The following is a 17,755-nucleotide window of genomic DNA, read 5'->3' on the forward strand; positions in this document are numbered from 1 at the left end:
ATCGAAAAGAGAGGCCGGCCGACGGGCTGCGCGGCCGGTGAAATGTCATACATGGCCGTCTCCGGGGATGAGGGCTTGCAGCCGCAGGAGCGCGATACGCTCCACCTGCGCCTTCGCCGTCTCGAACTCCTGTTCGGGGCTATTGTCGATACGTCGCTCGAAAGCCGCAAGGATATCGGCTTTTCCGAGGCCTTTCACGGCGATGATGAAGGGAAAGCCGAATTTCTCGCCATAGGCGCTGTTGAGCGCCGTGAAGCGGGCGTGTTCTTCCGGCGTCAGCCGGTCGAGGCCGGCGCCCGCCTGCTCCTTGCGGCTGTCCTCGGTCAGTTCACCGGCGATCGCCAGCTTGCCCGCAAGGTCCGGATGGGCGCGGAGCACGCCGAGCTGTTCTTCCCGCGTCGCTTGCCGGAATGCGGTCGTCAGCGCGGCATGCACGGTCGCGGCGCTGAAAGGCGGCGTCACCGCGCCGGCGTCGAGCGCCCGTTCGGCGATGAAGGGCGAATGTTCGAAGACGCCGCCGTAGCGGGCGAGAAAGTCCGGCCTGTCGATCATGCCGCATCCCCCCTGTCCGGATGATGATGCTCGATCCAGTGCCGGGCGATGTCGATACGGCGCGGCGCCCAGACCTTCTCATGCCCGAGGACGTAATCGACGAAGCGGGCGAGCGCCGCCGCCCGGCCGGGACGGCCGGCCAGCCGGCAGTGAAGCCCGATATTCAGCATCTTCGGGCTGCCCTCCCGGCCTTCCTCGTAGAGCACGTCGAAGGCGTCCTTCAGATAGGCGAAGAACTGGTCGCCCGAATTGAACCCCTGTGCGGTGGCGAAACGCATGTCGTTGGTTTCGAGCGCATAGGGAATGATCAGGAAGGGCTTGCCGTCGGGGCCGGGGACCCAATAGGGCAGATCGTCGGCGTAGGAATCGGAGGAATAGACGAAACCGCCCTCTTCCATGACGAGCCGCAGGGTATTGCCGGAAGGCTTGCCCTGATACAGGCCGAGCGGATGCGATCCGGTCAGCTCCGTGTGAAGCCGCACCGCATCGCGAATGTGCTGGCGCTCCACTTCTTCCGGAACGTCCTTGTATTCCAGCCAGCGGTAACCGTGGCTGGCGATCTCCCAGCCCGCCTCCTTCATCGCGGCGACGGCTTCCGGATTGCGCGCCATGGCGAGCGTCACCCCATAGACGGTGACCGGCACGTTGCGGCGCGTGAAAAGCCGCCACAGCCGCCAGAAGCCGGCCCGTGCGCCATACTCGTAGATCGATTCCATATTGAGGTTACGCTGGCCCTGCCAGGGCTGCGCGCCGACGATCTCCGACAGCAGGCATTCCGAGGCCGGATCGCCGTCGAGAATGCAGCTTTCCCCGCCCTCCTCGTAATTGACCACGAACTGCACGGCGATGCGCGCGTCACCCGGCCAGCGGACGTTCGGCGGCGTGCGGCCATAGCCGACGAGGTCACGCGGATATGTCTCTGTCATGAAAGCCCCTCTGCGAATAGTCGCGACGGTAGCACTCAGGCCGCGAAAGTCGAGCAAAATCGGACCCATAGCCCCGATCCTCGCCCTCTTTGGAACCGATCGGCCACCTCACCGTTCTCCTTTTATCGCAACAAGGAGAACCATCATCGCCATTCAGGACGCCAATATCCGGGAGACCCACGAACTCATCGCCAGCGACAAGGTGGAAGGCACCAGCGTCTACGGCGGCGACGGCAAGCATATCGGCGCGATCGAGCGGCTGATCCTCGACAAGCGCAGCGGCCGCGTGTCCTATGCCGTGCTGAGCTTCGGCGGGTTCCTGGGGATCGGCCACGATCACTATCCCCTGCCCTGGGGCAAGCTGAACTACGATGAGGATCTCGGCGGCTACCGCGTCGACGTGACCAAGGAGCAGGTCGAAAATGCCCCGCATTACGGCAACGATGCCGACTATGAATGGGACCGCAAGAACGGCAAGGTGATCCACGACTATTATGGCGTGCCGCCTTACTGGATGTGAGCGGTCAGGCGAGGCCGGCTTTTGCCAGATGCGCCTCGACAGTGAAGGAGGACGGCAGGCCGGAAGGGCCGCCGTCCCCTATCTGGCCTGTCACCACGCGGGCGAGCGCGGCGGCAAGCCCGAAGCTCACCTTGAAGCCGCCGGTCATCAGGCTGACAGCGGGATGGTCCGGATGCCGCCCGACCATGGGATCGCGGCCGATCGCCTTGGGGCGAAGGCCGGCCCAACGCTCGACGACCGGCGCTTTCTCCAGAAGCGGAGTCAGTTGCCGCGCCCGCGCGATCAGGTCTTCCAGTTGCTCATCGGTGGTAAACGCGGTCTCGAACGCATTTTCACTGGTACTGCCCACCGCCACGAGGCCGTTTTCATGCGGCACGATATACAGGCCATTGGCAAACAGCAGCGGCAGCGCCGGATCGATATCCGCGCGCAAGAGCGCCGCCTGCCCCTTCACGGCGAAACCCGCCGGCCGCTTCAGCGCCGGCCCGAGTGTTGCGAGCAGATCGAAGGTCTCCACCCCCGCCGCCAGCACGCAATGTCCGTAGTTGCAGGTACCGCCATCCTCGAAAAAGGCGGTCTGCGTCCCGGGATCGAGCCGCGCGAGACCCGCGCCTTCGCAAAGCGTGACGTGAGGCAGACGGGAAAGCGCCGCCACAAGTGCCGCAAGAAGGCCGCGCGGCGAGACGCGGGCGGCCAGCCCGTCAAAGGCGACGCCGTTTTCCATGGCATTTTCCGCCGGCCAGTTTACGACCGGCGGCCGGTCGCGCACATCGAAGGAAAACGCGCGCCCGCCGCTTTGCCAGAGCGTCGCCGCAGCCGCCGCACAGCCAAGGGCGAGGCCGCGATGATGCGCTTTCGGCAGCGGTATCAGCCGGCCCGACCGGCGATAGCCGGTCGACAGGCCGGTTTCGGCCTCCAGGCCGGCGATCTCGGCCTCCAGCGCCACCAGCGACTCGAACTGGAAGGCTGTCTTGGCGTCCCAGCGGTCCGGCAGATGCGGCATCAGCGCGCCGAGCATGCCGCCGCTTGCGCCGGCGCCGATCCGCCGACGCTCGGCAAGCAATACAGAAAGGCCGGAACGGGCCGCGAAATATGCCGTCCACAGCCCCATGATCCCGCCGCCCGCCACCAGCAGGTCCACCGCCGGTTGACCCGCAGGCCGGCTGGGCCTATCGCCATGCTCCATGGTTGATCACAATCCTGAACCCTCGCCGCAATCCACCGCGATGCTTGAATGGCACGACGGCGATATGCCTTATTCGCGAGCCTTTGACGATCATTTTTATTGCCGCAGCGACGGCCGCCTCGAATGCGGACATGTCTTTCTGGCCGGCAACGGACTGCCGCGGCGCTGGCATCAGCCGGGCCATTTCCGCATCGGCGAACTCGGCTTCGGCACGGGCCTGAACTTCTGCGAGACCTGGCGGCAATGGCGCAGCGCCGCCCCGGCCGGAGCCTGCCTCCACTTCACGTCCTTCGAACTCTTCCCGATGCGGGCCGACGATATCGGCCGCGCTCTCTCACACTGGCCGGAGATCGAAAGGGAGCGCGCCGCCTTGCTCGACGCCTGGCCGGAAAACCCGGAAGGGCGGATCACAATCGCGCTCGCTCCGGACATCCGCTTGACCGTCGTATGCGGGGCGGCCCTTGCGGGCCTTCTTGCGGAGGAAAGCTGTTTCGACGCCTGGTTTCTCGACGGTTTCGCGCCCGCTCGCAATCCGGAGATGTGGTCGGCGGAGCTGATGGCCGCCGTCTTCCGTCACACGGTCCCCGGCGGGAGTTTCTCCACCTATGCCGCCGCCGGATTCGTCCGGCGCAACCTCCTTGCTGCCGGCTTCACGGTGGAACGCCGCGCAGGCTTTGCCGGCAAGCGGGAGATGCTGTGCGGAACGCGGCCTGCGGCGGACTGAAGCCTATCGCAGGCTCCCCTGCGCCGGCACCGGCCCATGCCCGGAAAGCCAGCGCTCCAGCATTTCCTCCAGCCGGTCGGCGCTGATCGGCTTGGTGAGGATATCGTCCATGCCTGCGGCCAGGCAGGCGTCGCGATCGTCTTCCAGCACATGCGCTGTCACCGCGACGATGGGCACGCGGCGCTTGCCTGCCGGCTCCGCGCTTTCGCCTTCGATGTCCCGGATCTTCCGGCTTGCCTCGAGGCCGTTCATGACCGGCATGGACACATCCATCAAAATCATGCGCGGGGCGCTTTCCCGGAAAGCCGCCACCGCCTCCGCACCATTGCCGACAAGGCGGAAACGCAAGCCGGCCAGGTGCAGAAGCTGCGTGAAAAGAATGCCGTTGACCTCGTTGTCCTCCGCGACAAGCACATCGAGCAGCCCATCGGCCGAAGCCGCCGCGACCGGCGCCGGACGCAGCGGCAGCACGGTGCCGGGCCTTGCCGGCGCAGTATGCATGCGCCTTTCCCGAACCACGTCGCAAAGGGTTTCGCGCAGCAGCGCCGCCCGCACCGGCTTCATCAGATGCGCCTCGATATGCTGCACGCAAAGGAGAGCGTCGTCCTCACCCCCGCCGATCGCGGCCAGCCCGACGATGGCGAGATGCGCAGCCCACGGCAGGGTGCGAAGCGTCCGCACGATCTCGCCGGCTTCCGGCACCGCCTGATCGAGCACCACCGCATCGACGCTCACGCCCATGTCTTCGGCCGCCACCGCCACGGCGAAAGCCTCCGCCGCCGATCCGACCGCCGTCGCGTCGAAACCCCATCCCGTCAGCATCTCGCAGGTGGCCTGGCGCGACACCGGATGGGCGTCCACGATCAGGACGCGCGCGCCGGAGAGGTCGGCCGGCAGCGGCCGCTCGGGGAAGACGGTGACCGATTGCGTCATCGGCAGGCGCACGGTGAATACGGATCCCTTGCCCACCGTGCTTTCCGCCGACAGCGTGCCGCCGAACAGGCGCACCAGACCGTCGGTGATGGCGAGCCCCAGGCCCGTTCCCTCGTGGCGGCGCGTGGACGATGTATCGATCTGCGAGAATTTCTCGAAGATCGCCGTCATCTTGTCCGCCGCGATGCCGACGCCCGTGTCCTCGACCCGAAGGACGATCTCGATATCGCGCACCGTGCCCGGCCGCGCCTCCATGTCGATCAGCACATGGCCGCGATCGGTGAATTTCACGGCATTGCCGACGAGATTGGTGACGATCTGGCGGAAACGCCCGGCGTCGCCGACGACGCTCTGCGGCATGTTGCCGGCGCCCCTGACAACCAGCGCCACGTTCTTTTCCGCCGCCTTCGCCGACAGCAGCGTCGCCACATCCTCAACCGCCTCGACGGGGTTGAACGGCATATCGCGCAGCGTCATCTGACCGGCGTCGATCCTGGAGAAATCGAGAATATCGTTGATGATCGTCAGGAGCGAATTGCCGGACTTCACCATGATGTCGATGAAGGTCTTCTGCCGCGTATCGAGGTCCGACTTCGCCAGAAGCTCGGCCATGCCGAGAACACCGTTCATCGGCGTGCGGATCTCATGGCTCATATTGGCGAGGAATTCCGACTTGACCCGGTCGGCCGTCTCCGCCCGCTCGACAAGCCGGCGAAGCTCCTCCTCCCGGCTTTTCAGGTCCGTGATATCGGTGAAGACGAGCACGCTGCGATCATAACCCGTCGACGTGGCGTCCAGCCGGATCCAGCGTCCCGCCGCGCTCCGGAGCGTCAGCGAAAGGCTCTCGCCGGCCAGAACCCGCGCCGGGAACTGCGACGCCTCCACCAGTCCTTCGTCCTGCCGGCCGGCCGGAACACCGCATGCGGCGCAATAATCCAGAATGGCGCCGACGTCGTTGCCCGGCGCAAGCAGCGCGGGCGACATGGCGATCATTTCCAGCAGCGCCGGGTTCGACAGCACCACCTCCCGGCCCTCGACGATGAGCAGTCCCTGGCTCATGGAGGAAACCGCATCTTTCACCAGGCTCCCGACATCCGCCAGGGCGCTGCGCGCCTCCAGCACCTCGCGCTCGCGCTGGCGGCTCTCGGTGATGTCGATATAGGTCAGAAGGCAGCGATCGCCGGAGATGGGGCGTCCCGCCTCGATCAGGACGCGACCATCGGCATAGGCCACCTCGCAGGTCGCCATCCGGCCGGCCCTGATCGTTTCCAGCCGCTCTCGCGCCGTCTCCGGCCCGGATAACGGCCCGCTCTCGCCGGCCTTCGGCTCGCGTTCGCTCTGGAACCGCAGGAGATCCGCGAAGGACTGTCCGGCGACGGGTGGCGAGACGCCTTGCCACAGCGCCTCGAAGGCGTCGTTCACATGCTCGATCCTGCCCGCCGCATCGACCACGACGATGCCGACAGGAAGCGATTCGACGACGCTGCGCAGATCGGACTGGACCGCCTCGGCCTGCCGCTGCGCTTCCATGAGCTGATTTTCGCGCGACCGCAACACCGTGGTATCGGTCACCGAACCCATGAGATAGCGCTTTCCGTCAAGCGTCGTGACGCCGCATATCCGGGCGACCGTCGGCACGGTGCTCCCGTCCGGGCGCTCGAAACTGATCTCGGCTTCCAGCATTTCGCCGCTTTCGAGCGCCCGCTGATTATGACCGTGCAGGACGGCACCCATGCCGCCATGCATCTCGCGCGTGGTGCGGCCGAGGATATCCGCGGTGTTTACCCGCATCAGGTCCCTGTAAGCCCGGTTGGCGAAGACCAGCCGCTGCGCCTCATCGCGGACGAAGCTCGCGACGGGCAACGCATCGAGCAGCGCCCGATAGAGACCGATCTCCCCTGCCGGTTCGGCGATCGGCATGAAAACGGCGATCAGCACGGCATGGCCCCCGGCCAGCCGGTCGCGCCGGAAGGAGATATCGAAGCAGCCGCCTTCCGGATGCACATAGCGGAAACGGGCCGCTGCGCCGAAAATCAGGCAACGCTTCTCGCGCTCGGCGATGTCCTCGTCTTCTGCGCCTTCGAAGCCTTCCGAAGGGTCCCCGCCAAAAAGCGCCTTATAGGCTTCATTGACCGCAAGGCAGCGCAGGTCGCTGCCCTTCACATAGGCCGGGTGGGGATTTTCCCGGATATGCGCGCAGGCAGCCGCCAGCAATTCGTCGTGTTCGTCAGCCACGCGGCGTTCCCCGGGCATTGCGGTACGTCATGATTTTACCGTCCCGCACTAACACCGAACCGCTGAACGGTTGGTTAATATTTCGTTGCCGGATATCGCGCCCGCCCGCTGGAACAGGCCAGCGGACGGGCGGCGCTCAGGCGTCGAACATGATCGAGCGGACCGACGAAATGAGCTTGTCGGTGGGCAGGCTGCTGAAGTTCTTGTCGATTTCGGCCGTCGTCAGCGTGCGGACACGATCCGAGAGCCTGCCGCGCAGGTCGCCGAGCGTCTGCGGCGCCGCGCACAGCACCAGCCGGTCAAATTCCCCTTTCGCCGCATAGTCGTCGATCCTGTCGGCGATCTCGGCGGCGAACCTCTGCTGTTCCTCGCGAACGGGATCGCTCGGGTAATCCATCGCCGAGCGGCCGGGGCCGACGGAAGAATGGCTTCGGCCGGGTCTGTCGGTCATGATATCCTGCGCCTTGCGGACCTCCGTGCGGAAAATTTCCTGTTCGGGATTCTGACGCCCGTCCTTGATGAGGTTCACCCCCTTGAGCAAGCGGGCCTGGGTGCCATCGGCTGCGAGAATCCAAGTCGTACCGGTCATCTTTCACTCCCTTGGTGAGGTTCAGGTCGGTGCACAGACGCAAAACTGCGCCTGCAAGCATCCAACAGGATTGTGGCAGGATGATCCTTGAGACGGCGCAATCCGCCCTCCGGTGCCGCTGTCGCAAAAACGCCGCTTGACTTTTACGGGCGGAAAGACGACATGAAGCCCGCAAGCGTCGCCCTTCGGCCGCCGCGTGAGCGTGCCTAGCGATATCCCGGATATGGGACGCGAAGAAGGAAAAGCGCAGGGATACCCAATCCGCCCTTTGGCGGAAGACTGCGCCAGACGAAAGCGACCAACCCACAAGTTCCCATTTCACGCGGGGTTCTTGACGCCAGACGGAACCGGAAGTGCATGCCGCCTTCCGGCGAAAGACGTTTGGTGCCCCCGAAAGGTATGACATTGACCACTTTCCACGACCTCGGCCTCTCGAAGACCATCGTCGACACGCTTTCCGCACTCGGTTTTTCCACTCCGACCCCGATCCAGGAAAAGGCCATCCCGCTCGTTCTCGATGGCAGCGACCTGATCGGTCTCGCCCAGACCGGCACCGGCAAGACGGCCGCTTTCGGCCTGCCGATGATCGAGAAGCTGCTGGCCGACAGCCGTCGGCCCGACCCGCGCAATATCCGCGCCCTGATCCTCGCCCCGACCCGTGAACTGGTGAACCAGATCGCCGACAATCTGCGCGATTTCGTGAAGAAGACGCCGCTGCGCGTCGTCACCGTCGTCGGCGGCGCCTCGATCCACAAGCAGACGCAAATGCTCGACCGCGGCACCGACATCCTCGTCGCGACCCCCGGCCGCCTGCTCGATCTCATTGCCCGCAAGGCCGTGACGCTGACGCAGGCCCGTTATCTGGTGCTCGACGAAGCCGACCAGATGCTCGACCTCGGCTTCATCCACGACCTGCGCAAGATTTCCAGGCTGGTGCCGAAGAACCGCCAGACACTGCTGTTTTCGGCCACCATGCCGAAGCTGATCGCGGAGCTTGCCGGCGAATACCTCGTCAACCCGAAGAAGGTCGAAGTGGCCCCGCCCGGCAAGGCCGCCGACAAGGTGGAGCAATATGTCCACTTCGTGCCCGGCAAGGATCAGAAGACGCAGATCCTCAAGCAGACCCTGACGGATAATCCGGACGGCCTGTCGCTGGTTTTTTCCCGAACCAAGCACGGCGCGGAAAAGCTGATGAAGCACCTCGACCACGTCGGCTTCAAGGCGGCCTCGATCCACGGAAACAAGAGCCAGGGCCAGCGTGAGCGCGCGCTGAAGGCCTTCCGCGACGGCGAGATACGTGTTCTCGTCGCCACCGATGTCGCCGCGCGCGGCATCGATATTCCCGGCGTCACCCATGTCTATAATTACGACCTGCCGGAAGTCCCAGACGCTTATGTGCACCGCATCGGTCGCACCGCCCGCAATGGCCGCGACGGCATCGCCATCGCCTTCTGCACGCCCGACGATGTCCATCTGCTGCGCGATATCGAACGGCTGATGGGCATCAGCATCGCGGTGGCCAGCGGCGACGTCCCGGCCGGCAATCTTCCCGGCGCCGGCGGCAAGTCGAAGAAGGGCCGCAACGGCCGGGGCGGCGGCCAGCACGCCGCCAACGGCCGCGCCGGCAAGCGTCCGCAGCGCCAGTCCTTCGGCGATCGCGGCCAGCCGACGGCCGAGGGTGGCGCCGACGCCGGCAAGCGCGCATCCGGCCGTCCGCCGCAAAAGCAGGGCGAACGCCACAACCGCAACCATGCCGGTAACGCAACCGGCCAGCCCGGCCGCCCGCCACGCCAGGGCCGGCAGCGCCGGCCGGAAGGCCAGCATCGCGAACAGGCCTGATCGGGCCTGCATATAGATCGGGAAACGGCGGCCTTCGGGCCGCCGTTTCTTCTTGCGCCATCGTCAGGCCCGATCCGCAGCCGTCACGCCCGTATCGCGACGATTGGTGAGATAGACCCCGACCGCCACGATGACGGCCCCGAGGATCATCGACGTCGTCAGCTCTTCGCCGAGGATGACGGCGGCCTGCAAGGCCGCGATGGGCGGGACGAGATAGATCAGCGACGCCGCCCGCGAAACCTGCCCGCGCCGCAGAAGATAAAGCAGCAGCAGGATCGCCCCCATCGAGATCCCGAAGACCGACCAGAGCAGCACGGCGAGGAAGCCGAAACCCCAGTCGACATGAAAATCCTCCAGCATGAACGCCAGCGGCAAGGTCACGATCAGCGCGCCGGCATATTGCAGCGTGGCGATGGCGCGGATATCCCCGGCAGGCAGATACTGCTTCTGATAGATCGTGCCATAGGTCACGGCCGCCATGCCGAGGATATTGACGACGATGGCGAAGACGGGAATTTCAGCAGAGCCATGACCGAAGAATTTCGGCAACACGGCGATCAGCACTCCGAAAAAGCCGAGACAGAGCCCCCCTTTCTGCATTCCGCTCAACCGTTCGCCGATGAGGAAGGACGCGGCAAGCGCCGTCATCAGCGGCTGGAGCGCGGCGATGATCGAGGAAAGCGCCGCCGGCACGCCCTGACCGATCGCCCACCAGACGGCGGCAAGATAAATGCCGTGCAGAAACATGCCCGAAACCACCGCATGCACGATCACCCGCCGCTCGCGCGGCCAGGTCACCCCGGAAAGCCGGCAGAAGGCCGTAAAGGCGAGCGCCGCCACCACATAGCGGATCGTCAGGAAGGTCAGCGGCTCGGAGACGAGTGTCCCGAACTTGGCGACGACCCAGCCCGTGGACCACAGCAGGACGAAAATGGCCGGAGCCAGGCGATCGAGGGTCATGGATGCTCCGGCGCGGCAAGAGGAACCCGAGCGTTAGATCCTGCCCTTCGGAAGATCAAAACAATTCGCCTGATACTAAGGTTCAATGCACAGCAAGCGGCCATGACGCGGCGCGGCGGAAACCGCACCGCGTCATGGCCGTCGCCTCAGTGGCTGTCGCGGTCCATCGGGATCCGCGAGCCGCGCTGGCCGACGAGGAAGTCGAGATCCGCGCCGGTATCGGCCTGCATCACCGTCTTGACGTAGAGACCGCCGTAGCCGCCGACGAGCGGCTGGACGGGATTGACCCAGGCCGCCCGGCGGCGGGCCAATTCCTCATCCGGAACCTTCAGTTCCAGCTTGCGGGCGGGGATATCCACTTCGATGATATCGCCGTTCTCCACCAGCGCCAGCGGGCCGCCGTCGGCGGCTTCCGGCGCGGTATGCAGGATGACCGTGCCATAGGCGGTGCCGGACATGCGGGCGTCCGAAATGCGGATCATGTCGGTGATCCCTTTCTTCAGCACCTTGGGCGGCAGGCCCATGTTGCCGACCTCGGCCATGCCCGGATAGCCCTTCGGCCCGCAATATTTCAGCACCATGATGCAGGTCTCGTCGATATCGAGATCGTCGCGGTTGATGCGGGCGTGATAGTCCTCGATGCTTTCAAACACCACGGCGCGGCCGGTGTGCTGCATAAGATGCGGCGAGGCGGCCGACGGTTTCAGCACCGCCCCCTTCGGCGCGAGGTTGCCGCGCAGCACGACGATGCCGCCCGAAGAGGTCAGCGCCTTGTCGGCCGGCAGGATCACGTCCTCGTTCCAGTTGACGACGTCCTTGACCTCGTCCCATACCGTCTCGCCGGAGACCGTCAGCGCGTCCTTGTGCAGGAGGCCGGCCTCGCCGAGGCGCTTCAGCACGACGGGCAGGCCGCCGGCATAGAAGAACTCCTCCATCAGGTACTTGCCCGACGGCATCAGGTTGACGATGGTCGACACGTCGCGGCCGCAGCGGTCCCAGTCGTCCAGTGTCAGATCGATGCCGACGCGGCCGGCGATGGCGAGCAGGTGGATCACCGCATTGGTCGAGCCGCCGATGGCGGCATTGGTGCGGATGGCGTTCTCGAAGGCCTGCCTGGTCATGACCTCGGAGGGCTTCAGATCGTCCTTGACCATCTGGACGATGCGCCGGCCAGTCAGTTGCGCCATGACCCGGCGACGGGAATCGACCGCCGGGATCGCGGCGTTGCCGGAAAGCGCCATGCCCAGCGCCTCGGCCATCGACGCCATGGTGGAGGCGGTGCCCATGGTGTTGCAGGTGCCGGACGAGCGGCTCATCGAGGCTTCCGCCTCAAGGAACTCGGCCTGCGTCATCTCGCCGGCCTTCACCATTTCGGAGAATTTCCACAGATGCGTGCCCGAGCCGACGCGCTCACCGCGGAAATAGCCGTTGAGCATCGGCCCGCCGGTGACGACGATCGAGGGCAGGTCGACCGAGGCCGCGCCCATCAGCAGCGACGGGGTGGTCTTGTCGCAGCCGACCAGCAGCACACAGCCATCCATCGGCTGGCCGCGGATCACCTCCTCGACCGCCAGCGCGGCGAGATTGCGGAACATCATCGCCGTGGGGCGGAAGGTGTTTTCCGACGCCGAGAAGACGGGCACCTCCATCGGGAAGCCGCCCGCCTCCCACACACCGGCCTTCACCTTCTCGGCAAGCTCGCGCAGGTGGCCGTTGCACGGCGTCATGTCCGACCAGGTGTTGAGGATGCCGATCACCGGGCGACCGTCAAACAGGTCGTTCGGATAGCCCTGGTTCTTCAGCCAGCCACGGTGGTAGATCGCATCGCGACTGGTGCCGCCGAACCATTCCTGCGATCTCAGCTTGCGCGGCCATTCTGCTTTCTTCGTCATGTCTCTTACTGCCCCTGAACGGACCGACCGGCCGAAGCCGGTCGGCCTGCGCCTCACGCCATCGTGTAGGCGGTCTTGACGGTTGTGTAGAATTCGCTGGCGTATCTGCCCTGCTCGCGCGGCCCGTAGGAAGAGCCCTTGCGGCCGCCGAAGGGCACATGGAAATCGACGCCCGCCGTCGGCAGGTTGACCATCACCATGCCGGCCTCGGAATTGCGCTTGAAATGCGTGGCGTGCTTGAGGCTCGTCGTGGCGATGCCGGAGGAAAGGCCGAAGGCCGTGTCATTGGCGACGGCAAGGGCCTCATCGTAGTCCTTGACGCGGATAACGGCCGCGACCGGGCCGAAGATTTCCTCGCGGGAAATCCGCATCTGGTTCGTCGCCTCGGTGAAGAGCGCCGGTTGCAGGTAGAAGCCGGGATTGTCGCGCTCCAGCCGCTCGCCGCCGAAGGCGAGCTTCGCGCCCTCCTGCCGGCCGATCTCGATATAGTCGGTATCCTGCTTGAGCTGGCTCTCGTCGACGACCGGGCCGACATGCGTGCCGGCCTTCAGCGCGTCGTCGACGACGACGCCTTTCAGCCGCTCGATGGCCGCCGCCACGAAGCGGTCGTGAATACCCTCGGTGACGATGACGCGCGAGGATGCCGTGCAGCGTTGGCCCGTCGAGAAGAAGGCCGAATTGACAGCGGCCTCGACCGCCACGCCGATATCCGCGTCGTCGAGCACGACGAAGGGGTTCTTGCCGCCCATTTCGAGCTGGAACTTGCGGTTATGCTCGATGGAGGCGGCCGCGACGCGCTTGCCGGTTCCGGTCGAGCCGGTAAACGTGATGGCGTCGACGTCGGGGCTGTCGAGGATCGTCTGGCCGACCACGGAGCCGCGTCCCATGACGAGGTTCAGGACGCCGCCGGGCAGGCCGGCGCGCACGAGGATGTCAACGATCGCCCAGGAACTGCCGGGAACCAGATCGGCCGGCTTGAAGACCACGGTGTTGCCGTAGCAGAGCGCCGGCGCGATCTTCCAGGCGGGGATGGCGATCGGAAAATTCCACGGCGTGATGATGCCGACGACGCCGACCGGCTCGCGGGTGACCTCGACGCCGACCCCCGGCCGCACCGACGGCAGCGTCTCGCCGGCCAGTCGCAGGCATTCGCCGGCGAAGAAATCGAAGATCTGCCCGGCGCGCACCGTCTCGCCGATGCCTTCGGCGAGCGTCTTGCCCTCCTCACGCGAAAGCAGCCGGCCGAGTTCGTCCTTGCGGGCGAGGATCTCGTCGGCGGTCTTGCGGAGAATGGCGTGGCGTTCGAGGACGCCGGAGCGCGACCAAGCCGGGAACGCCGCCTTCGCCGCGGCGATCGCCGCCTTGGTGTCTTCTGCGGAAGCACGGGCGTATTCGCCCACGACGTCGTTGGTGTTCGACGGGTTGATGTTCTTCGACGCATCCGTGCCGACCCACTCGCCGGCGATGAGGTTCTGGTGAATTGTCATGGTGTCATGTCTCCTGTCACTGGCGGCCAGGCAGGCCGACCGCCTTGCGAATTACAGCTGGCGAACGACGATCTCTTCCTCGGAAGCGACGGCCAGCGGATTGCGCAGCGGCAGCCCGAAGCCTTCCGCACCGATCTCGAAGACGTCGCCCGCTTCCGTACGGATCCCGTCGCCGAAAGACAACGTCGCCGTGCCGAACATATGGACATGCACATCGCCGGGCGCACGGAAAAGCCCGTATTTGAAATGGTGATACTCAAGATTGGCGAAGCTGTGCGACATGTTCGCCTCCCCCGATACGAAGGGTTTTTCCCACAGAAGCTTGCCGCCGCGCAGGATACGCGAGAAGCCGCGGATATCCTCCGGCGGCGCGCCGATACGGATTTCCGGACCGAAGCTCGCCTGCCGCAGCTTCGAATGGGCGAGATAGAGATAGTTGATCCGCTCCGTCACGTGATCGGAAAACTCGTTCGAAACGGCAAAGCCCACGCGGAAGGGCGTCCCGTCGTCGGCGATCACATAGATACCCGCCATTTCCGGTTCCTCGCCGCCGTCGAGCGCGAAGGAGGGCGAGGTGAGCGCCGCGCCGGGCGCGACGGCCTGCGTGCCGTTGCCCTTGTAGAACCACTCCGGCTGCACGCCCTTCTCACCGGCCGCCGGCTTGCCGTTTTCGAGGCCCATGCGGAACATCTTCATCGAATCGGTCAGCGTCTCCTCGGCCGCTTCCGTCGTCTTCTTGTGCATGGAATCGCGCGTCGCCGCCGAGCCGAGATGGGTGAGCCCCGTGCCGGTGAGGTGCAGATGCGCGGGATCCGGATGGGTGATCGGCGCAAGCATCCGCCCCTCGCCGTAGGCGGCCTCAAGGTCCACGGCCTCGCCCAGCCCCTTCGCCTCGATCACCGCGGCGAGAGAGCGGCCGCTGTTCGCCGCCTCGAGCGCCAGCGCATGGACGCTTTGCGCGCCCTTCACCGCCCGGGCGGGCCCGCCCTCCTCGCGCATTGCTACGGTGATGGAGCCATCGGCATTGCGGATCTGCGATATCAGCATGGTGTCGTCTTCCTTCCCGGACGCCGGCCCGCAGCCTGAGCGTCCCTTTACCCGGCGTCGCCGCCGTTCAACAGTCAATTGGTCGTGGGGACCGACCGCTTCGGATCAGCCCTTGTTCTTATTGTAGACGTCGAAGAACACGGCGGCGAGCAATACCAGACCCTTGATGAGTTGCTGATAGTCGATGCCGATGCCCACGATCGACATGCCGTTGTTCATGACGCCCATGATGAAAGCGCCGATGACCGCGCCGGTGATCTTGCCCACGCCGCCCGACGCCGATGCGCCGCCGATGAAACAGGCCGCGATCACGTCCAGCTCGAAGCCGACGCCGGCTTTCGGCGTCGCCGAGTTGAGGCGCGCCGCAATGATCATGCCGGCAAGGGCGGCAAGCGCTCCCATGTTGACGAAGGCATAGAAGGTCAGCCGCTCAGTGTTGATGCCCGACAGTTTCGCCGCCTTCTCGTTGCCGCCCATGGCGTAGATGCGACGGCCGACGGTCGTGCGGGTGGTGACGAAAGTATAAAGGGCGATCAGGACGCCCATCACGACCAGCACGTTGGGCAGCCCCCGGTAGGTGGCGAGCTGGAAGCCGATGAAGATCGCGACCGCACCCATCACGCCCATCTGCACGAGAAAGAAGCCGAAGGGCTCGTTCTCGCTGCCGTGCTGCTCGTTCACCCGACGTTCGCGCAGCCCGGCATAGACGGCATAGGCCACCAGCGCGACGACCGCCACGAGCGCCACATAGTTCTTGATGACGCTCGTGGCGGGGTCGGTGAACGACAGGAAATCCGGGATGAAGCCGGTGGAAAGAACCTGGAAGTCCTTCGGGAACGGTCCCACGGGGCGGCCGCCGAGCACGACATAGGTCATGCCGCGGAAGACGAGCATGCCGGCGAGCGTGACGATGAAGGAGGGAATCTTCTGATAGGCCACCCAGTAGCCCTGCGCCGCCCCCATCAGTGCGCCGGCCATGATGCACAGCGGCACGACGGCGATGGCCGGCAATTGCCATTTCACCAGCATGATCGCCGATATCGCGCCGATGAAGGCGACGATCGAGCCGACCGACAGATCGATATGCCCCGCCACGATGATCAGCAGCATGCCGAGCGCCATGATGACGATGAACGAATTCTGGAGCACGAGATTGGTGATGTTGACCGGGCGGAAGAGCACGCCGTTCGTGACGACCTGGAAGAAGATCATGATCATCACCAGCGCCACGAGCAGGCCGTATTCGCGGATGTTCCTCTTGAGATAGTCCCCGACAGAGGGCTGTTTTTTCGGAAGCGTCGTGTCGGTGGCCATTAATGTTTCTCCCCGGAGCGCATGATGGCGCGCATGATCGATTCCTGGCTGGCTTCCTCCCGCGAAAGCTCCGCCACGATCCGTCCTTCGTTCATGACATAGATGCGGTCGCAGGTCCCCAGCAGTTCCGGCATTTCCGACGAGATCATCAGAATGCCTTTTCCTTCGGCCGCAAGCTGGTTGATGATGGTGTAGATCTCATATTTGGCGCCGATATCGATGCCGCGCGTCGGCTCGTCGAGGATCAGCACCTCGGGATTGGTGAACAGCCATTTCGACAGGACGACCTTCTGCTGGTTGCCGCCCGAAAGATTGACCGCCTCCTGATAGATCGAATGCGAGCGGATGCGCAGCTTCGAGCGATAGCCGGTGGCGACCTGCGCCTCCTTGCGTTCGTCGATGATGGCGTTGCGCGACACATCCTTGAGATTGGCGAGCGTGGTGTTGTGCATGATGTTGTTGATCAGCACGAGGCCGAGTTCCTTGCGGTCCTCGGTCACATAGGCAAGCCCCGCCTTCACCGCCTTCTCGATGGTCGAGACGTCGACGGGCTTGCCGCGCATCCGCACCTCGCCGGTGATCTTGTGACCCCAGGAGCGGCCGAAAAGGCTCATCGCCGTTTCCGTGCGCCCCGCCCCCATCAGGCCGGCGATGCCGACGACCTCGCCGGCGCGCACGCTGAAGGAGACATCGTGCAGGAACTGCCGGTCGCGATGCTGCTGGTGGTAGACGTTCCAGTTCTTCACCTCCAGCAGGGTCTCGCCGATCCGCGGCTCGCGCGGGGGATAGCGATCCTCCATGTCGCGGCCGACCATGCCCTTGATGATCCGGTCCTCGCTGATGTCCTGCCCGTGACAGTCGAGCGTCTCCACGGTGCCGCCGTCGCGCAGGATGGTGATCTGGTCGGCCACCTTCTTGATCTCGTTCAGCTTGTGGGAAATGATGATGGAGGTGAGGCCCTGCGTGCGGAATTCCGTCAGGAGCTTCAGCAGCGCATCGGAATCCTTTTCGTTGAGCGACGCGGTCGGCTCGTCGAGGATGAGCAGGCGCACCTTCTTGGAGAGCGCCTTGGCGATCTCGACGAGCTGTTGCTTGCCCACCCCGATATCGGTGATCAGCGTGGAGGGCATTTCCCGCAGCCCGACCTTGTCGAGCAGTTCCTGCGTGCGCTTGAAGGTCTGCGGCCAGTTGATGACGCCATTCGTCGCCACCTCGTTGCCGAGGAAGATGTTTTCGGCGATGGAGAGCAGTGGCACCAGCGCCAGTTCCTGATGAATGATGATGACGCCGAGATGCTCGCTATCGGAAATCGTGGAAAAGCGGCGGACCTCGCCGTCGAAATGGATTTCGCCCTCGTAGGTGCCGGCCGGATAGACGCCGCTCAACACTTTCATGAGGGTCGACTTGCCGGCCCCGTTTTCCCCGACAAGCGCATGGATCTCGCCTTCGCGGACCTTCAGGTTGACATTGTCGAGCGCCTTCACGCCCGGAAACGTCTTCGTGATTTCCCGCATTTCGAGAAGAATTCTGCTCATGTGCAAGCTTCCAGTG

The 17,755-nt window shown here is 65.0% G+C and carries 14 protein-coding genes; 3 read left to right on the plus strand and 11 right to left on the minus strand.

Features of this window, described 5'->3' with window-relative positions:
- Positions 1 to 45 precede the first annotated feature (45 nt).
- Together uraD and puuE are read right to left on the minus strand one after the other, a co-directional pair.
- Positions 46 to 552: a 2-oxo-4-hydroxy-4-carboxy-5-ureidoimidazoline decarboxylase gene (uraD, locus tag KYK29_RS03865; RefSeq protein WP_254689518.1), complete on the minus strand. Its 507-nt coding sequence runs from the start codon at positions 550 to 552 to the stop codon at positions 46 to 48.
- On the minus strand, positions 549 to 1,478 hold the full coding sequence (gene puuE, locus KYK29_RS03870) for an allantoinase PuuE (RefSeq protein ID WP_254689519.1): 930 nt from the start codon (positions 1,476 to 1,478) through the stop codon (positions 549 to 551). The genes uraD and puuE overlap by 4 nt, the downstream gene beginning before the upstream one ends.
- A gap of 124 nt (positions 1,479 to 1,602) precedes the next feature.
- On the opposite strand from puuE, the gene KYK29_RS03875 reads away from it, so the two are divergent.
- Entirely contained in the window at positions 1,603 to 1,998 is a 396-nt protein-coding gene (locus KYK29_RS03875) for a PRC-barrel domain-containing protein (RefSeq protein WP_254690077.1), read from the plus strand.
- A gap of 4 nt (positions 1,999 to 2,002) precedes the next feature.
- Here KYK29_RS03875 and KYK29_RS03880 read toward each other — a convergent pair whose 3' ends face one another.
- On the minus strand, positions 2,003 to 3,184 hold the full coding sequence (locus tag KYK29_RS03880) for an NAD(P)/FAD-dependent oxidoreductase (protein ID WP_254689520.1): 1,182 nt from the start codon (positions 3,182 to 3,184) through the stop codon (positions 2,003 to 2,005).
- Between KYK29_RS03880 and mnmC2 the strand changes: the two genes are divergently transcribed.
- Entirely contained in the window at positions 3,183 to 3,908 is a 726-nt protein-coding gene (mnmC2, locus tag KYK29_RS03885) for a tRNA (5-methylaminomethyl-2-thiouridine)(34)-methyltransferase MnmC2 (protein ID WP_254689521.1), read from the plus strand. The genes KYK29_RS03880 and mnmC2 overlap by 2 nt on opposite strands.
- 3 nt (positions 3,909 to 3,911) lie before the next feature.
- Here mnmC2 and KYK29_RS03890 read toward each other — a convergent pair whose 3' ends face one another.
- Together KYK29_RS03890 and KYK29_RS03895 are read right to left on the minus strand one after the other, a co-directional pair.
- The gene (locus tag KYK29_RS03890; RefSeq protein ID WP_254689522.1) at positions 3,912 to 7,076 is read right to left on the minus strand and encodes a response regulator; all 3,165 of its coding nucleotides are present in this window, start codon (positions 7,074 to 7,076) and stop codon (positions 3,912 to 3,914) included.
- Between the two features lie 136 nt (positions 7,077 to 7,212).
- On the minus strand, positions 7,213 to 7,665 hold the full coding sequence (locus tag KYK29_RS03895) for a host attachment protein (protein WP_254689523.1): 453 nt from the start codon (positions 7,663 to 7,665) through the stop codon (positions 7,213 to 7,215).
- 405 nt (positions 7,666 to 8,070) lie between these two features.
- Here KYK29_RS03895 and KYK29_RS03900 point away from each other — a divergent pair, with 405 nt between their 5' ends.
- The gene (locus KYK29_RS03900; protein WP_254690078.1) at positions 8,071 to 9,504 is read left to right on the plus strand and encodes a DEAD/DEAH box helicase; all 1,434 of its coding nucleotides are present in this window, start codon (positions 8,071 to 8,073) and stop codon (positions 9,502 to 9,504) included.
- A gap of 63 nt (positions 9,505 to 9,567) precedes the next feature.
- Here the strand turns inward: KYK29_RS03900 and KYK29_RS03905 are convergent, their stop codons facing one another.
- The 6 genes from KYK29_RS03905 to mmsA all read right to left on the minus strand — a co-directional run bounded on the left by KYK29_RS03905 (position 9,568) and on the right by mmsA (position 17,739).
- Positions 9,568 to 10,464 (minus strand): DMT family transporter, encoded by an 897-nt coding sequence (locus KYK29_RS03905; protein ID WP_254689524.1) that lies wholly within the window; start codon positions 10,462 to 10,464, stop codon positions 9,568 to 9,570.
- 146 nt (positions 10,465 to 10,610) lie between these two features.
- The gene (araD, locus tag KYK29_RS03910; RefSeq protein WP_254689525.1) at positions 10,611 to 12,356 is read right to left on the minus strand and encodes an L-arabinonate dehydratase; all 1,746 of its coding nucleotides are present in this window, start codon (positions 12,354 to 12,356) and stop codon (positions 10,611 to 10,613) included.
- A gap of 53 nt (positions 12,357 to 12,409) precedes the next feature.
- Positions 12,410 to 13,843: an aldehyde dehydrogenase family protein gene (locus KYK29_RS03915; RefSeq protein ID WP_254689526.1), complete on the minus strand. Its 1,434-nt coding sequence runs from the start codon at positions 13,841 to 13,843 to the stop codon at positions 12,410 to 12,412.
- 51 nt (positions 13,844 to 13,894) lie between these two features.
- A complete protein-coding gene (araD1, locus tag KYK29_RS03920; protein ID WP_254689527.1) occupies positions 13,895 to 14,890 on the minus strand; it encodes an AraD1 family protein in 996 nt (331 codons plus the stop codon).
- 105 nt (positions 14,891 to 14,995) lie between these two features.
- A complete protein-coding gene (mmsB, locus tag KYK29_RS03925) occupies positions 14,996 to 16,204 on the minus strand; it encodes a multiple monosaccharide ABC transporter permease (RefSeq protein ID WP_254689528.1) in 1,209 nt (402 codons plus the stop codon).
- Positions 16,204 to 17,739, minus strand: coding sequence for a multiple monosaccharide ABC transporter ATP-binding protein (mmsA, locus tag KYK29_RS03930; RefSeq protein ID WP_254689529.1), 1,536 nt, complete (start codon positions 17,737 to 17,739; stop codon positions 16,204 to 16,206). Before mmsA ends, mmsB begins: the two co-directional genes overlap by 1 nt.
- Between the last annotated feature and the right edge of the window lie 16 nt (positions 17,740 to 17,755).

It is taken from the genome of Shinella daejeonensis, assembly GCF_024281235.1.
Taxonomy (GTDB): Bacteria; Pseudomonadota; Alphaproteobacteria; order Rhizobiales; family Rhizobiaceae; genus Shinella; species Shinella daejeonensis.

Excerpts from the sequence above, each read along its gene's own strand:
- uraD (WP_254689518.1), bottom strand. The coding sequence starts at position 552 with ATGATCGACAGGCCGGACTTTCTCGCCCGCTACGGCGGCGTCTTCGAA.
- puuE (WP_254689519.1), bottom strand. The coding sequence starts at position 1,478 with ATGACAGAGACATATCCGCGTGACCTCGTCGGCTATGGCCGCACGCCG.
- mnmC2 (WP_254689521.1), top strand. The coding sequence starts at position 3,183 with ATGGTTGATCACAATCCTGAACCCTCGCCGCAATCCACCGCGATGCTT.
- KYK29_RS03880 (WP_254689520.1), bottom strand. The coding sequence starts at position 3,184 with ATGGAGCATGGCGATAGGCCCAGCCGGCCTGCGGGTCAACCGGCGGTG.
- KYK29_RS03895 (WP_254689523.1), bottom strand. The coding sequence starts at position 7,665 with ATGACCGGTACGACTTGGATTCTCGCAGCCGATGGCACCCAGGCCCGC.
- KYK29_RS03905 (WP_254689524.1), bottom strand. The coding sequence starts at position 10,464 with ATGACCCTCGATCGCCTGGCTCCGGCCATTTTCGTCCTGCTGTGGTCC.
- araD (WP_254689525.1), bottom strand. The coding sequence starts at position 12,356 with ATGACGAAGAAAGCAGAATGGCCGCGCAAGCTGAGATCGCAGGAATGG.
- KYK29_RS03915 (WP_254689526.1), bottom strand. The coding sequence starts at position 13,843 with ATGACAATTCACCAGAACCTCATCGCCGGCGAGTGGGTCGGCACGGAT.
- araD1 (WP_254689527.1), bottom strand. The coding sequence starts at position 14,890 with ATGCTGATATCGCAGATCCGCAATGCCGATGGCTCCATCACCGTAGCA.
- mmsB (WP_254689528.1), bottom strand. The coding sequence starts at position 16,204 with ATGGCCACCGACACGACGCTTCCGAAAAAACAGCCCTCTGTCGGGGAC.
- mmsA (WP_254689529.1), bottom strand. The coding sequence starts at position 17,739 with ATGAGCAGAATTCTTCTCGAAATGCGGGAAATCACGAAGACGTTTCCG.